Here is a 15,597-nt window from a genome sequence, read left to right on the forward strand (position 1 = left end):
GTCATAAGGAGCGTAGTTGAGGTAAAATATACTTTTTCAACTACGCTCGATATGACATAAGATTTTATTTAATCAAACCAGCACGTTTTAAAAGTGCTTCAGGTTTAGGATCCTGTCCACGAAAACGTTTGTATAATGTCATAGGGTTTTCGGTTCCTCCCTTTGATAATACATGTTCCTTAAACTTGCCAGCAATTTCAGTATTAAAGATTCCGTTTTCTTTAAAATATTCAAAAGCATCAGCATCTAATACTTCAGCCCATTTATAAGAATAATACCCAGAAGAATAACCGCCTTGAAAAATATGTGAAAAAGCAGTACTCATACAGTTTCCTGACACATTAGGATATAAAGAAGTTTCGGCAAAAATCTTTTTCTCATGCTCTTTAACATTTTTAATAGCACTTGGATCTCCGGCATGCCATGACATATCTAATAATCCAAAACTTAGTTGCCTTAGTGTTGTCATTCCTTCCATGAAAGTGGCAGATTCTTTGATTTTTTGTACCAGTTCCATAGGAATAACTTCTCCTGTTTCATAATGTTTGGCGAATATTTCAAGAGCTTCCTTTTCGTAGCACCAATTTTCCATTACCTGGCTCGGCAGTTCTACAAAATCCCAATATACACTAGTTCCTGATAATCCCGGATATGTTGTATTGGCTAACATACCATGTAATGCATGACCAAACTCATGAAATAAAGTAGTAACTTCATTAAATGTCAATAATGAAGGTTTACTTGGGGTGGGTTTTGTAAAATTACAAACGATAGAAACATGTGGTCTTATGTTTTCATTATTTTTTCGCATTTGAGATTTATATGAAGTCATCCATGCTCCATTTCGTTTTCCGGGTCTAGGATGAAAATCAGCGTAAAATAATGCGATAAAATTGCCTTCTAGATCAGTTACGTTATAGGTCTTAACTTCTTCGTGATATTTATCTATAGTATTGATTTCTTCAAATTGGAGTCCAAATAATTTAGATGCTATTGTAAAGACACCATCAATTACATTTTCTAGTTTGAAATATGGTTTCAATTTTTCATCATCAAGATCAAAAAGTTTTTGTTTCAATTTTTCAGAATAATATGCGCCGTCCCATTTTTGCAATTGATCAATTCCATCAAGATCTTTAGCAAATGATTCGAGTTGACTAAATTCTCTTTTTGCTGCTGGTTTTGCTTTATCTAAAATTTCGTTTAGAAAAGAAAAAACAGTATCAGGAGTTTCTGCCATTCTTTCTTCCAGAACATATTCTGCATGAGAAGAATACCCAAGAAGTTGAGCACGCTCATGTCTAAGTTTGACAATTTTTAAAACAATTTCCTGATTATCAAGCTCATCATTGTGGAATCCTTTTGCACCAAAAGCAAGAGCTAGTTTTTTGCGTAGTTCACGATTATCGGCGTAGGTTATAAAAGGAATATAGCTGGGATAATCAAGAGTCACTAACCAGCCATCTTTGCCTTTTGCTTCTGCCATTGCTTTAGCAGCTTCTTTAGCTCCTTCAGGCAAGCCAGCTAAATCAGACTCAATAGTGAGTAGCATTTCAAATTTGTTAGTCTCAGCAAGTATATTTTCACCAAACTTTAAACTTATTGTTGAAAGTTCTTTATCAATTTCTCTAAGCTTTTCTTTCTTTTGATCAGGAAGATTGGCTCCATTTCTTGAAAATGATTTATACCTCTTTTCAAGTAATCTAGATTGTTCGGGAGTGAGTTGTAATATATCTTTCTGTTGATAAACAACTTCAATTTTTTTAAATAAATCAAGGTTAAGTGCAATATCATTACTAAACTCAGAAAGTAAAGGAGATGCTTCTTGTGCTATTTTCTGAATTTCCTCATTTGTTTCAGCACTATTTAAGTTAAAAAACACACTGGTAACCCTATCTAATAATTCTCCAGAATAATCAAGGGCTTCTATAGTATTGGAAAAAGATGGCTTTTCTGTATTAGAAACTATGGCATCAACTTCTTTTTTTGCGATATTAATACCGTTTTTGATAGCTGGTAAAAAGTGTGATGATTTTACTTCTGAAAATGGCGCTGCATCAAACGAGTTTAATAATGGATTTTTCATTGTTATATTGATAATTTCTTTTGTTGTTAATTATTTATGTTCTTATATCGAAAAAAATGACCTTTTGTCGAAGAACGTCTCTTAGTTATATCGATTTTAAACCAAACTAATTTTTATACTAATAGATTTGATCAGGTTTATTAGTATGGTCAAGTATTAAAATGGAATGTTATTTTTATTTGGGGTATGAATATTAATAATTGTTTTAATACGAAGACCAAATATATCGAAAGGGCTGCAATTTTTGCAGCTCTTTCTTTCTATTTTGAGCCAAAAAGGAGGTTTTTTTAAAGAAATTTTATGATTGTGTCTGTTTTTTCGATCAAAAAAGTGTTCTAAAAACGACAAAAAATGCAATTCGTCGACAAAAAATGCAATTCGTCGAAAATTGTATAAATTTTATGACTACTTTTATTGTGTAATTAAAGTAAGGTTTTACCTTTGTTGTAGGTTTTAAGAGTAATGGTCTTACAATGAATTTTTTTGTGTAATATATTTAAGTTGGTTAATAAATATTGTTATATTCTTTTGTGAGACCTGATATTCAAGAGAGCCACTGAAAAGTGGCTCTTTTTTTATTTCTTTATTTGCTTCGCTCCTTCGATTACCTTCTGTTTTAATCCTTCTTTATATACTAAAACCTTATCCAGAACACAAGTGTCACCTGTCCCTATGATCTGAGCAGCCAAGATACCTGCATTTAGAGCTCCATCCAATGCTACCGTAGCAACAGGAACCCCACCCGGCATTTGTAAAATTGATAATACAGAATCCCAACCGTCTATAGAGTTACGTGATTTAACGGGAACACCTATAACAGGTAAAGGAGATAATGATGCTACCATACCAGGAAGGTGAGCTGCGCCACCTGCACCAGCAATAATAACTTTAATACCACGGTTATGTGCATTTTTGCCGTAGTCAAAAAGTTTTTCTGGGGTACGATGTGCCGAAACGATATCTACTTCGACTTCAATGTCAAAACCTTGTAATATTTCTATAGCTTTTTCCATTACAGGCATGTCACTTGTACTACCCATTATAATTCCCACCTTGCTCATTATGATATGTATTAATGTTGTTGTCTTTATTATTTAATTTTGATAAGCCAATTTATGTTTAGAGATAAAATAGATTTCCCTAAAGTTATTATGTGTTACTAATCACTTTGATTGTATTTTTTACTTTTTGGGCAATTTCTCTTGCTTTATCAATGTCTTGATGAACAATAGTGACGTGCCCCATTTTTCTGAAAGGGCGTGTTTGTTTCTTACCATAAATATGTGGTGTCACCCCTTTCATTTTCATGATATCCTCTATGTTTTGGTATACTACATCGCCTGTATAGCCTTCGGCACCTACCAAATTTACCATAATACCAGCTACTTTACTTTCAGTGGCTCCAAGAGGTAAATTCAGGATTGCTCTTATGTGTTGTTCAAATTGATTTGTATAACTTGCTTCTATACTGTAATGCCCACTATTGTGAGGTCTGGGAGCAACTTCATTAACAAGAATCTGGTCGTCTTGGGTTTGAAACATTTCTACAGCTAAAACACCTACGTGTTCAAATGCCTGAGATACTTTTTCTGCAATTTCAACAGCTTTTCTGGCAATTTTTTCTTCTATTCTAGCAGGACATATTACATATTCGACTTGATTAGCTTCTGGATGAAATTCCATTTCTACCACAGGATAAGTTTTAATTTCGCCACTTACATTACGAACAACAATTACTGCTAATTCATTTTTGAAATCAATTAGACTTTCAGCAATACATTCTGTGTCAGGTAACTTTACCAGGTCTGCGCCATATTTTACCACTGTAACTCCTTTGCCATCATATCCACCTTGCGTACTTTTCCATACAAAGGGAAGTTTGATTTTATTGCTGGTGATTCCTTCAGTAAGATGGGCTTTATTAGAAAACCTGGTAAAAGCAGCTGTAGGGATTTTATGTTCCTGATAAAAAAGTTTTTGCCTGCCTTTATTTTGTATTTTTTCTAATGTTTTAGCACTGGGATATACTTTCTTCCCTTCTTTTTCAAGTTGAACTAAAGCTTGTAAGTTTACGGTTTCAATTTCAAATGTTAAGATGTCTACTTTTTTTCCAAAGTTATAGACGGTTTCATAATCCATTAAATTACCTTGTTGAAAATGATCACACGCTATTTTGCAAGGGGCATCAAGATTGGGATCAAGAACATGAGTTCTAATGTCATACTTTCGAGTTTCATATAACATCATTTTGCCTAGTTGACCGCCTCCTAATATTCCTAGCTTAAAGTTCGATGAGAAAAAATTTGTCATTGTAGGGTTTCAAATTTGCTTTAAAATGACAAAAATAATTTTTTCAAAAGGAATAACCATAATATTGTAAGGTAAATGCAATAGCTAAACTATTATAAGTCTTATTTGTAATTACTATCTTTGCGCCTTTAAATCAAAAAATAAGTAAGGGTAATTACAGAAAAGCATGATAAAACTGCACGACTTAGAGTTTGTTCCCTTTATTAGCGAGGATGAAATTGCAGTTGCAATAGATAAAGTGGCTATAGGATTAAACGAAGATTTAAAAGATCAAAACCCTTTGTTTATAGCAGTGTTGAATGGTGCTTTTATGTTTGCTTCAGAGGTTTTGAAGCGATTTAATTCTAATTGCGAAATTAGTTTTGTAAAACTGGCATCTTATGATGGTACCAAAACTACACATCAAGTTAACGAATTAATTGGGTTAAATGAAGATGTGTCAGGTCGAACGGTTGTCATTCTGGAAGATATTGTAGATACAGGTAATACGGTAGAGGTATTGACTACATTGTTAAAAGATAAAGGTTGTGCTACTCTTAAAATAGCTACTTTGTTTTTTAAACCCGAGGCTTATCATAAAGAAAATACTATAGATTATATAGGGATTGAAATCCCAAACAAATTTATTGTGGGATATGGATTAGATTATAATGGATTAGGTCGTAATCTCACTGAAGTTTATCAACTAAAATCAAGAAACATGACAAATTTGGTGTTATTTGGCCCTCCAGGAGCAGGAAAAGGAACACAAGCAGAAGTTTTAAAAGAGAAATACAATCTGGTGCATATTTCTACCGGAGATGTTTTTAGATATAACATAAAAAATGCTACAGAACTAGGTACGTTGGCCAAATCTTATATAGATAAAGGGCAACTTGTACCAGATGAAGTAACTATTGATATGCTTAATGCCGAAGTTGATAAAAATACTGATGCTCAAGGTTTTATTTTTGATGGCTTTCCCAGAACTGAAGCTCAAGCAGAGTCATTAGCGTCATTATTAGCATCAAAAGGTTCTGAAGTGAGTGCTATGGTAGCCCTTGAAGTCGATGATGAGGTATTAGTGCAACGATTGTTAGAAAGAGGAAAAACATCAGGGCGTCCAGATGATGCTGATGAAGGAGTGATTCGTAATCGTATTAAAGTATATTATGATGAGACCGCAATTTTAAAAAACTACTACCAGAAAGAAAATAAATATTTTGGAGTTAATGGAGTAGGTGCCGTAAATGAAATTACTATTCGCTTAAGCGAAACTATCGATAATTTGTAGTCCAGAGTTTAAGAGAACTACAATTACTATAGATGGAAAGTTAAATTTTACCTTTTCGGGCTATATACTGTAAATACCGAACAAACGAGAAAAGAGAATTATGACAGAAGGAAATTTTGTAGATTATGTAAAGTTGCATTTGACTTCCGGAAACGGAGGTAAAGGTTCTGTGCACTTACACCGTGAAAAGTATATTACCAAAGGAGGACCTGATGGTGGAGATGGAGGACGTGGAGGACATATTATTTTACGTGGTAATTCTAATATGTGGACATTACATCATCTTAAATTTAAACGTCACTTAAGAGCCGAGCATGGAGGTCATGGTAGTAAAAGTAGAAGTACAGGAGCTGATGGAGAAGATATTTATGTGGATGTACCTCTAGGAACCGTAATACGGGATACCGAGACCCAGAATGTTATTCATGAAATTACTGTAAATGGCCAAGAATACATAGCCGCTGAAGGAGGGATGGGAGGCCGAGGAAACTGGCATTTTAAAAGCCCAACAAATCAAACTCCTCGTTATGCTCAACCAGGAATAGAAGGCCAGGAACATAATATCACCTTAGAACTTAAGATATTGGCAGATGTAGGTTTGGTAGGGTTTCCTAATGCAGGGAAATCTACATTGTTGTCGGTAATCACATCAGCGAAACCTAAGATTGCGGATTACGAGTTTACTACCTTAAAACCAAATTTGGGTATTGTAGAGTATCGTGATTTTCAAACCTTTGTTATGGCTGATATCCCGGGTATTATTGAAGGAGCTGCAGAAGGAAAAGGTATTGGTCATCGTTTTTTGCGTCACATTGAGCGTAATTCTACTTTATTGTTTCTGGTTCCTGCTGATGCTCCAGACATCAAAAAACAATACGAAATTCTATTAGATGAATTAAAGCGTTATAATCCCGACTTATTAGATAAAGAAAGGCTTTTAGTGGTTTCTAAATGTGACATGCTTGATGAAGAGTTACAAGAAGAGTTAAAAGCTGAACTTGATGAACAACTTAATATTTCTTACTTGTTCATTTCTTCAGTTGCTCAACAAGGATTACAGGAATTAAAGGATAAATTATGGCAAATGTTAAATACTTAATCTTGTTATGAGTTGAGTGTTCTTATTTATGGTTAGTGAGTCATATTTATTTTAGAATTTAGAATAATAGTTTTTTTAATATTATATCATAGGCTGATTCTTTGCGAAAAGAAAGAATCAGCCTTTTTTATTAGAAATAACTTTAATACTCTAATCACTATTTTTTTTATCGAATAACATATCGATTTCAAGATACTTTTCGTTGATCAAGCTTAATCCAAAACCGGCTGCTGCTGCAGAGAATACAGAGTAGTCCAAAGGAGCTTTAATCCCTGTGGTAATGGTCATTGCTACTCCAAAAATGAGAATCAAAAAACCGCTTAATTTTCCGGATAGAGAGGTTTTAAAACCGATTAACAGAAATATAGCTAATACAATTTCAGCAGCAGTTGCTACAACTCCAGTAAAATTTATAAAATTTTCCGGAATCCATGGATTAAGTAGTTTGGTGTATTCGATAAAACTGCTCCAATTACCCCAGGCTGATTTTTCCTTTGGCCACATTCCAAAACGATCTGCCACTGCAGATAAAAACCCTATAGCAATACTGACTCTTATAAAGAGTTTGATATAAATAATCTTCATGTACTACATATTTACAATTAACTTTGAGAGGGTTCAGGAGTCAATAAAGTAGCTCTGCCTATTCTGTTCCACACGTTGATGCAGCAAATGGCCATTATAATATCAGCGACTTTTTCTTCTCCAAATGTTGTGATAGCTTTTTGATATAATTCATCACTTAATCCTGATAGAGAAATGTTAGTTACCTGTTCTGTCATTGCAAGAATAATTTCTTCTTGTTCTGTAAAAAATGGAGATTCTTCCCAAAATGGTAATGCATGAATTCTATACTGTTTTTCACCCTTTTCAATGGCTTCTTTGATATGCATTTGTACGCAATATGCACATCCGTTTATCTGTGAGCCTCGTATTTGTATTAAAAGAAATTCTGAATTGGTTAATGAACTCTTTGTTAAATTATGATGTAAAGCAAAAATTGGTTCATAAGCTTTTGGACTAACCTTATTAATATTAATTCTGTCTTTTTTCATGATATATGATTTTATGTATTTAAAACAAAATTCGGGATATGACAAGACTAAAAAATTAATCTTGATTAAGAAATTTTAAATATCTACAGAATAAAAACGAATACTAAAAGAAGCTCTACAGATAATAAATTTAGATATGTAACTAAGCAATCTCAACTATATTTATGGCATAATGATGATACGAAATGCCTTTAGGTTTAAAAAAACAGAAGCAATGATTTAGGATTTTATTAAGATTTATTTAACCAAAGATTACCAAAGGAAATTATACTTGTCGCGTTAGAAAACTCTAAAACTGAAAACTCTTTATAATGAAAATTAGAAATATATTACCTTTTTTTGCCTTATCTATAATAGTGCTAACCGTTTCATGCAATGAGTCTGAGAAATATAAAGTAACAAAAGATGAAAATGGGAAATTAATAGCCCAAAAAATCTCTGAGATAAAGGAAATAGGAGAGGTAGAAGAAACATTGCCTACTATTATTGAATTTACATCGGTAGATAAAGGGTTTTCTACGTTATCAGAAGCTATTAAAACAGCTGAGCTTACAGAAACATTTACACAAGATGGAGGATTTACAATCTTTGCACCGATAAATATGGCGTTTGACAAATTGCCTCCTAAGTCAGCAGAGAAATTGTTGAAACCAGAAAATAAAGAACGATTAGCAACAATATTAAAGTATCATATCATCCCTAGTGTAATTTCAAAAGAAGATATTGTTAAAGCGGTACAGGAAGGAGGAGGAAGTATTCCTTTAAAAACTCTTGAAGGATCTCGTATTACTGCTTCTTTAAAAGGAGGCACGGTATACCTAATAGATAAAAGTGGTAATGGAGGAAGATTAATCACTACTAATGTTGAGGCTTCTAATGGATTTATTCATACGGTAGATGCAATCATGATGCCTAAAGAATAGCAAATACCCGTCAGTTTAGTGAAATAAAAAGAAACGACTTTGTATTCAAAACAAGGTCGTTTTATTTGTTTTTATACATAGCTATTAATCCAAAATCATATGGAGTCCATAGACAAGCTTTCATATTACTTTGTTTTAATCCAGTATTTATCCAACTATTACAGGTGTTGAGACAAGTATAGTTTCCAAGAGCCTCATAGAAATCGTCATTTTTGGTGTAGCCTAAACCAGGTAACAGCACTTTTTTATTTTGAAAATCTAATCGAAATGTGTCACTTATATAGAGGTTAATTTGTTTTAATTGTGCTTGATTTATTTTTATTGCCACCCAATTTTTTTGAACTGAAGAATATCTAGTAACATGTAATAATGCTTGACTATTAAGGAACAATGCTTGAAATCCGTTCATAAAAGTAAAATCAGCCCAGGTAGGAGTCTCTACATAAAAGTTTTTATCTCCCCATCCAAATGAGAAATACCGAGTTTGGGAATTGTATACCTGATCCTTTAGGATAGTTTTGTTTAAATCGTTTTTTGCAATAATGATTTCCAGATGTATACCATTAGAGTTTAGATATACAGTATGTGTCATTTTGTTCTTGTTTTCTTGTTTGTTTACAGGTATATAGGTAAGGATTAATGATATTATAATATATAACATCGGAAGAGCGAGAAATACTCCTATAGATTTAAATACTTTTTTAATGATCTTCATATTAGGGGATGTATACTATAATTAGACCTCACAAATTGTGAGGTCTATAAAAATACTTAAAAAATAATTTTACATTATTGTATGTTTACTCTCACTCCTTCAGAATGACTAGAGAATTCTGGAGCATACATGCTTTGTATTGTGGTAATACCATTAGAAAAATTCCCTTTATTGTTTACTCTTAAATCATATTCAAAAACATAGACTCCTTTAGGTAAATAGTCAAAGAAAAAGTTAGTCGAGGCATCTTTAGTACTTTCGTAATACCCAAGACCATCTTGCCATTTATATTGTGAAATCACATTAATGGGTTCTAAACCAGAAGCTCTCATGTCTTTCATATGTACAAATTCCATAGTACGATCAGATCTCAATTCAATTCGTACCCGAACCAAATCACCTAATTCTAATTTGGTTTTAGAAGTAATTTCTGTAATTTCTTCTCCTTTATCAGTATTCTGCTTAACAAACAATTTTTTCTTTAAAGATAATGGAGTTTTAGCGGGAGTGATTTTATCTAGATTCTCAAAATATTGCCAGTATAAAGCTCCCCAGGCAATACCTTTCCCTTTTTTAGAGATTTTGGCCGTAGCCATATTCGGTTGTATTTCACTTCCATTCCACGAAGTCTTAAAATAACCGGTTCCAGCTTCTACTTTTACGTCTTCTAAAGTAGAAGGATCGATTTTTTGATCACCTAAGACAATATCTACCATATCGGTAACAGATAACCAATCGCTTCCTTGGAGTAACAGTGCATATACAGCTTCAGAAGTAGCTTTAGTGGTTTTCCATCGATTAGTTTGTTTATTCTTAAGTAACCATATTTTTAGATTATCAATGATTTTCGTTCGTTTTGGTTCTGTTTCGACTTCGGCAAAGACTTCAATCATAAGAGATTGTGTTTCAATAGGTGCTTGATACCAATACCAACTATTGGTGTTTGATTTCCAGTACATTCCTAATTCTTCACTAGAAACACTTGTCTCATCCAGAGATCGGATAATTTTAGTAGCGCTATTGCCTTTGTCATTACGATGTAATATAAGAGCAAGCATTCCTTTTGCATATAGTCCCTGACTTAGCCAGTATTTTTCTGATTGTCCCAGATAGTAAGTCCAAGCCTCATTAGTATTTTTGGCTCTTTTAATATCGGGGAAGAAACTTCGCATATATAAATAATGAATTTGCGTATAGCTCAAGTGATTTTTGTTGATATCAATTTTATTCCTTTTACAATAGCGTTTAAGCTCTTCATATTCTCTCACAAATTCTTGATCAAGAAAACGAACTGCATTTTGTAGCATGTTATTTGTATCTCCATTAAATTGCTTGATGCCAAGCTTCTTTAAATGTCCAAAACCAGAGGCAATATGTTGAGTGATATATCGATTTTCTCGACCTCCCTTAAACCAGGGGAAACCTCCAGAAGGATATTGAGACTGCTTTAATTTATTAAGAGCAGATTGTAACTCATTATTCATTTTATTAAGGTCAAACAGTAATGCAATTCTCTTCTTTTGCTCTGTTTCACTTTGTGCATCACGTAACCAGGGAGTCTCTTGGATCATAAGAGATTTTAATTCCTGGTTTTTTTCTAAATTACTTAATAATGCATCAGTCGATTTCCATTGATTAAATACTTCCTGAATCCTTGGGTTAGAGTTGGCAATGTGACTTGCCAGCGTATTTGCATAATACCTAGAAAAGGTTTGTTCTGAACATTCATAAGGATATTCCATCAAATATGGTAATGCCTGTACAGCATACCATGCAGGATTAGAAGTCATCTCTAATGTGAGCTTATGATGTTTTAACGTACTAGAAGTATTATCCTTTAATTTATTTAATGTGAATGTTTTGGTTTGATCAGAACGAATCCACATAGGCAGTGTTTCTGTAACTAGCATGCGATTAGTTAAGACAGGCAATACATTTTGTTCTCCATCAGAGAAATCTCCTGCTTTAGCAATAATTTTGTATTGTACTGTTTGTATATTATCCGGAATTTGTAATTCCCAGGATACATTGGTATTTCCTTTTGTTTTTACATTAAAGTCTTGTCGAACATTATTGTTTTGTAATTCTGTATCTATTGCAGTATTGGTCATTGCATCGAATAATTGTAATTCGACAACACCGCTAAGGTCTTTTGTCGCTAGATTAGATATCTTAGAGCTCAAAACAATTTTATCCCCTTCTCTCAAAAATCTTGGAGGATTAGGAAGAATCATCAATTCTTTTTGAGTTACAGCTTCCAGAGTTGTTGTAGTTGCATTGAGTTCTTTGGTATGTGCTAATAATTGTAGTTTCCATTTGGTTAATGCTTCTGGAGCAGTAAAATTGAAACTTACATTACCTTCGGCATCCGTAGTCAAGTTTGGAAAGAAAAAAGCAGTTTCCTGAAGGTTTTTTCTAATCTTTACTCCTTCCAGAGAAGGCTCTTTTTTATCTTCTTTTGCATCCACAGAATCCTCTTTTTGTTCACGTGCGAGTCCCCCAAGAGCTTTATCATCATTCTCAATTGAGTTGAGTTCAGCTTCTTCAGCTACAATTTCATCGGCCATTCCTTCTTTTTTGGACATGGAGGCCATCGGTGATGGGGCAGAAGCAGATTTCATCATTTTGTTTCTACTTCTAAAATAATGTTGTTGTCCAAAATATAAGCCATACCAGTTAAGCTGGTCATATCCCTGAGTTCTAGAATAGAAGTAGTTACTACTTTGGTTTTCTATTCTAAAACTTTCTATTTCAAAACCCTTTGTGGCCAGTCTTCTCGATTGCGTTCTGTATATTGGTCTGTTTATCGGGTTGAAATACCATTGATGTGGTCTAAATTGATCTAAAGATGCATCGTACATACTTGCTAATAGTTCTGCACTTACTTTATCTCCTTGGGGTCCTTTTATAGTAAAACTCCATGTCTCTTGTTGACCAGGAAGTAGCTTATCTCTAAATGTTTTAGTTTCTATACTAAGTTCTGTTGCTTCATAAGGCACAGCAATTGTGATTGCTCCACTTTGATAACCGTTATAGTTTAGGTAACTATAACTTACAGAGAACCCTCCAAGATCTTCTTTTTCAATAGGAATCTTGATGGTTTTACTTCCGTTAGAAAGTTTGATTAGTCTCGTCTCAATAATTTGATAATTTTTTTCAATATCTACTGTAATGGTTATATCTTTTGAGGCAGAGCTTAATTTTACAATCGCTTCATCTCCAGTTTTGTATGAAGCTTTGTTGGTAGTGATCTCAAACAATTGCTGATCACTAATACTTTTATCTCCTTGGTCATATAAAGTAATATATTGTATGTCTTTTACTTCTTGTCCGAATCGATCTTTAGTATTTAGTTCTACAGCGTATTTACCTGATTCCCATTTTTTGATGGTACCAAGATCAAGTTGTTGTGTTCCTTTTTCATTCTTTTCTGTTTTAGAAGTATTAAAGGTTTTTTCTAATACAACTTTTCCTTTTTGCCATTGTCTATAATCATGTTCATTCTTAAATGCATCATGCGGAAACAGTTTTTTGAACTCTTCTTCTTTAAACCCTTCATAATCTGGAGATTTCCAGGGGCGAATACGTATAGGTGTAGAAGGAGCTTTTAGTTTAAAAACTTTGATTGTTCCTTTTGCCGCAATTGGTTCATTATTTAAGTTTAAAGTGGTTACTGTGAATTTATGATCTTTTTCAGTTTTGTCAATTTTATTTTGAATAGTTACAGCAGCGGTCAATGCATGATAACCGACATTAACTATCGTAGAGGAACTTCTTGTTTCTCCATTGATATCGATAACATCTGCAGTTACTTCATAATTAAAGATAGGAAGGTTTTCCTTGGATACATTTAGATCAGGAATTGCAGCAAAATCAATCGTATATTCTCCTTTTTCATTTGTTTTGGTTTCGCCGTGTGTGATTTCTTGTGATTGTGTTGAGTACCTTGGGTACCAATAGCACCAACTAGGGTATTGCACCTTACGATGTACACGATATACTACTTTGGCATCAGTAATTGAGCTTCCTGCATAAGCTGTTGCTACTCCGGTAAGTGTGATAGAATCATTTACTTTATAAGTCTTGGTAACAGGATTAAATTTAGTCTCAAATTTAGGGCGTTTATATTCTTCGACCGAGAAAGAAGTACTATGGTAATTATTCGTCTGAATAGTATAATTACCTGTTAATCCTGAGGAAGGAAGTATGAATTCTCCATTAAAAGAACCGTAATCATTTGTTTTTAGAGTTAGGGTTTTTACTTCTTGATTATTTACATCTCTAAGAGTTACAAAAGTGGTTTGATTTGACTGCACGCTAAAGTCTTCCTTACCCGAAGAGGACATCATAATCCCTTTAAAATATACCGTCTGTCCAGGTCTATAAATACTACGATCAGTAAATAGAAAGGTAGAGCTAATATTTTCATTATTACGATTAGGGTTATATCCTTGATTTAGGTAATACCCTTCAAATCGGGCTTTATCATTTTCATACGATACGGTGATGTTAACATCATAATAGTAGGTGTTTAATGTTAGATAAGCTTGACCTTTTTCATCGGTTACTAAAGTTTTGTCGAGCTTGTTACCGTATCCTCTCTGGTTATCTGTTTTGAAATGTATTTTTGCATTAGGGATTGGAGCTCCGTTATTACGATCTAAAACCTGAAATATTGATTTTTGTGGAGTTCTATTTTCTATTAATGCTAAATTAGTAATCTGAGTCGAGCCAAAAGAAAACATACTTTCTTTAGAAAGCTCTTTTGTAATAGTACCTAGAATTAAGTATGAACCTTGATCTAATTCTGGTAATAAAACCTCTGTAGTATGACTTTGGTAATCATACTCGTTACATATTTCAGATTCCCATGTTTTACTAACTTTTAATGCGCTTAAGAATTTTATTTGATCTTCTGTTTGATATAAATCATTTAAGTTTTTAAGCTGTTTTGGAGTAATTTTTAAAGCTTTAAAATAAAGTTTGTCTAAATTCTTATATGTAATTAATAATCGACCTGAAGTCTGAATTGGAATATATTTTTCTGTCTTAATATCAATCTGATATTGAAGAATTTGACTCTTTAATGATTTACATTTGTTAGCAGCTCTTGAGTCTGGGAATTTTTTGCTTACAGCATCGCATAAATCGATAGCTTCTTTTAATTTCCAACGATGTGTTTCATTTTCTTTTGGAATATAAGATGAGGCTTGTTCTTTATAAAGATTTGCAATTTCATGATCATATAAAGCAGAAGCTTCGTGAGAAGAGAAAAATGTTTTTTCTGATTTCAGAGACTCCAGAAGAATAGCTTCTTTATCATTAAAAACGGCATTTTGATATATAAAATTAATACGCTCAATGTTTACTTCGATAAGCGCCTCGGGTGTTGTATCTTTTTTATGAAATTGAATTAAATTTTGAAACAATTTCAAAGCATTAAACTGCAATGATAAAGAGTCTTTGGTTTCTATTTTTAAAGATGAAAAAGTAGTGTGTTCTTGTAAATATTTTTTATCGTCTATTGCAAAGGCATATGCCGGTTTTGTAATATTGGTTTCAGAAGTTTTGTAAAAATCTAAAGCATTATGCGTTAAAAAATCATAAAGCGTGGGTCTGTATTTTTTTGAGCCAGATGAGGTGCTTAAAATTTCATCAAATTTCTTTAGTTCTGTTTGTTGTGCTAATACTCCATTCTGAAGAGATTTTTGATAATATGTATGCACTTCTGCGAATAAAGTTTCTAAATCCCAGGTCCTGAAATCTTCTTCATCGACTTTTTCAGAAGTTTGAGTTCTGTTGTAAAATTTCCATCTATTTTGTTGAAAATATTGCCAGTATAAGTTAGCAAGGATACTTTCTAAGATATTTTGTTTAGGAAATACACTCTGACTAATTTCATTTTTTAAATCCTTAATAATAGTAAGCTGCGCATTTTCTTCAAGAGTAAGCATGTATTTTGCCTTATGAATTAAAGCCTTTATGACCTGATTGTCATTATTTTCTTTTTTTGCATTACTATATATTGCTTCTACTAATTCTACCGCAGATTTTGGTAGTCCTTGTTGATCAAAAGCTTTTACTTTTTTCCAATCATTTTGATAATCATTTTGACTATTCATAGTATATAGGTTTA

At 33.0% G+C, this 15,597-nt stretch carries 10 protein-coding genes; 3 read left to right on the forward strand and 7 right to left on the reverse strand.

All coding sequences use genetic code 11. From position 1 onward, the window contains the following. Positions 1 to 64: 64 nt before the first annotated feature. The 3 genes from FOF46_RS02210 to FOF46_RS02220 all read right to left on the reverse strand — a co-directional run bounded on the left by FOF46_RS02210 (position 65) and on the right by FOF46_RS02220 (position 4,396). A complete protein-coding gene (locus FOF46_RS02210) occupies positions 65 to 2,086 on the reverse strand; it encodes a M3 family metallopeptidase (protein ID WP_143915328.1) in 2,022 nt (673 codons plus the stop codon). Between the two features lie 575 nt (positions 2,087 to 2,661). Further along, positions 2,662 to 3,147, reverse strand: coding sequence for a 5-(carboxyamino)imidazole ribonucleotide mutase (purE, locus tag FOF46_RS02215; protein WP_109435207.1), 486 nt, complete (start codon positions 3,145 to 3,147; stop codon positions 2,662 to 2,664). An 88-nt stretch (positions 3,148 to 3,235) separates the two neighbouring features. Then, entirely contained in the window at positions 3,236 to 4,396 is a 1,161-nt protein-coding gene (locus tag FOF46_RS02220) for a 5-(carboxyamino)imidazole ribonucleotide synthase (RefSeq protein WP_109435206.1), read from the reverse strand. A 166-nt stretch (positions 4,397 to 4,562) separates the two neighbouring features. Between FOF46_RS02220 and FOF46_RS02225 the strand changes: the two genes are divergently transcribed. Beyond that, on the forward strand, positions 4,563 to 5,669 hold the full coding sequence (locus FOF46_RS02225; protein ID WP_109435205.1) for an adenylate kinase: 1,107 nt from the start codon (positions 4,563 to 4,565) through the stop codon (positions 5,667 to 5,669). Positions 5,670 to 5,769: 100 nt separating this feature from the next. After that, the gene (gene obgE / locus FOF46_RS02230; RefSeq protein WP_143915329.1) at positions 5,770 to 6,768 is read left to right on the forward strand and encodes a GTPase ObgE; all 999 of its coding nucleotides are present in this window, start codon (positions 5,770 to 5,772) and stop codon (positions 6,766 to 6,768) included. 150 nt (positions 6,769 to 6,918) lie between these two features. Here obgE and FOF46_RS02235 read toward each other — a convergent pair whose 3' ends face one another. Continuing rightward, entirely contained in the window at positions 6,919 to 7,353 is a 435-nt protein-coding gene (locus FOF46_RS02235; RefSeq protein ID WP_143915330.1) for a DoxX family protein, read from the reverse strand. Between the two features lie 17 nt (positions 7,354 to 7,370). Then, positions 7,371 to 7,823, reverse strand: coding sequence for a carboxymuconolactone decarboxylase family protein (locus FOF46_RS02240; protein ID WP_109435202.1), 453 nt, complete (start codon positions 7,821 to 7,823; stop codon positions 7,371 to 7,373). A 311-nt stretch (positions 7,824 to 8,134) separates the two neighbouring features. Here FOF46_RS02240 and FOF46_RS02245 point away from each other — a divergent pair, with 311 nt between their 5' ends. Next, on the forward strand, positions 8,135 to 8,746 hold the full coding sequence (locus tag FOF46_RS02245; protein ID WP_143915331.1) for a fasciclin domain-containing protein: 612 nt from the start codon (positions 8,135 to 8,137) through the stop codon (positions 8,744 to 8,746). Between the two features lie 61 nt (positions 8,747 to 8,807). On the opposite strand, the gene FOF46_RS02250 is transcribed toward FOF46_RS02245, so the two are convergent. Together FOF46_RS02250 and FOF46_RS02255 are read right to left on the reverse strand one after the other, a co-directional pair. Further along, entirely contained in the window at positions 8,808 to 9,461 is a 654-nt protein-coding gene (locus tag FOF46_RS02250) for a DUF2459 domain-containing protein (protein WP_143915332.1), read from the reverse strand. Between the two features lie 74 nt (positions 9,462 to 9,535). Further along, positions 9,536 to 15,583, reverse strand: a complete 6,048-nt coding sequence (locus FOF46_RS02255) for an alpha-2-macroglobulin family protein (protein ID WP_244299551.1) — start codon at positions 15,581 to 15,583, stop codon at positions 9,536 to 9,538. Between the last annotated feature and the right edge of the window lie 14 nt (positions 15,584 to 15,597).

The sequence above is a fragment of the Aquimarina algiphila genome (assembly GCF_007489275.1).
GTDB lineage: Bacteria > Bacteroidota > Bacteroidia > Flavobacteriales > Flavobacteriaceae > Aquimarina > Aquimarina algiphila.